The sequence below is a fragment of the Nocardia sp. NPDC003345 genome, from assembly GCF_053589395.1.
Genome location: NZ_JBSFRU010000616.1, coordinates 1 through 1,206, shown reverse-complemented (window position 1 = coordinate 1,206; position 1,206 = coordinate 1). Strand labels below are relative to the sequence as shown.

1 pseudogene is annotated in these 1,206 nt (G+C 63.2%); it reads left to right on the top strand.

The window, feature by feature from the left end:
- Nucleotides 1-878: 878 nt before the first annotated feature.
- Nucleotides 879-1,206: pseudogene (locus tag ACWDU1_RS32450) on the top strand (isocitrate lyase); the annotation flags it as partial.

Sequence of the window (1,206 nt, the reverse complement as noted above, 5' to 3'; positions counted from 1 at the left end):
AAGGCGGCGCAGCCGCGAGTCTCGAGCGCTGACAGCAGACGCTCAGAGGGCCGAACCCCGCGCGGCGAAGCCGCGCTAATAAACACAGAACCTTGACGAGAAAGGTCACCTCCTCACCTCCGCGGGTGGGGTCACCTCCTCCCCGCCTTCGCGGGCAGGGTCGTCTTTGTGTCTTCGCGTTCTGGCGAGTGAGGTCACGTCCCCACTTTGACGCGCAGGGTCACCTCCTCACCCCAGCGAGCAGGGGCACTTCTTCACCTTCGCGAGCAGGGTCACCTCCTCACTTTGGCGGGTGAGGTCACGTCCTGACCTTCGCGGGGCAGGGTCGTCTTCTCGTCTTGGCGAGTGAGGTCACGTCCCCACCTTGACGGGCAGGGGCACCTCCCCACCCCAGCGAGCAAGACCACCTCCCCACCCTCCCCGCCTTCCCCACCCTCAGCCTTGGTAGCCCACGCGCTCCGTCTGGATGTGAGCCGGGGGTGGCCGTGAGGTGGTGAGGGCCGCCATATATGAGGGCAGGCGACTTCAGTTATGAACGTCCTCACAAGCGAGCTGGAGTCGGTGGGTCGTGGGGGCGGCCGGGAGCCCAAGCTAACAGTACGAGCGTTACGGTAAAAGTCGAGGTCAGCGCTACTGGTGAGTAGAATTTGTAACGGCAATGCGTTGGCTAATTTTGCAGGCTTAACAAATGGGTGGGCGATCCTAGCTCAGATTCACAGAAGCAACAGGTAGACGGCCTTTTGTTCGTGTGTCAAGGTGTGGAAGTACCGCCACAGGGCATTGCAAGCCTGCAAATCGTCGAGTCAGCAGTGCGGAGCGGAAACGCTCCGTCGACGTGGACCGACGGGACCGACCGAACAAGGAAGTGGAGTCGCACGATGTCGACCACCGGCACCCCGAAGACCCCCGAGGAAATCCAGAAGGATTGGGATACCAACCCGCGCTGGAAGGGCGTCACCCGCAACTACACCGCCGAGCAGGTCTCGAAGCTGCAGGGCACCGTTGTCGAAGAGCACACCCTCGCGCGTCGTGGCTCGGAGATCCTCTGGGATCTGGTGAACAACGAGGACTACATCAACTCCCTCGGCGCCCTCACCGGCAATATGGCGGTCCAGCAGGTCCGCGCCGGCCTCAAGGCCATCTACCTGTCGGGCCCGCGACTATCTGGCCTGGCTGGGCCGCCAGGACCATACGGCCTCCACCGAG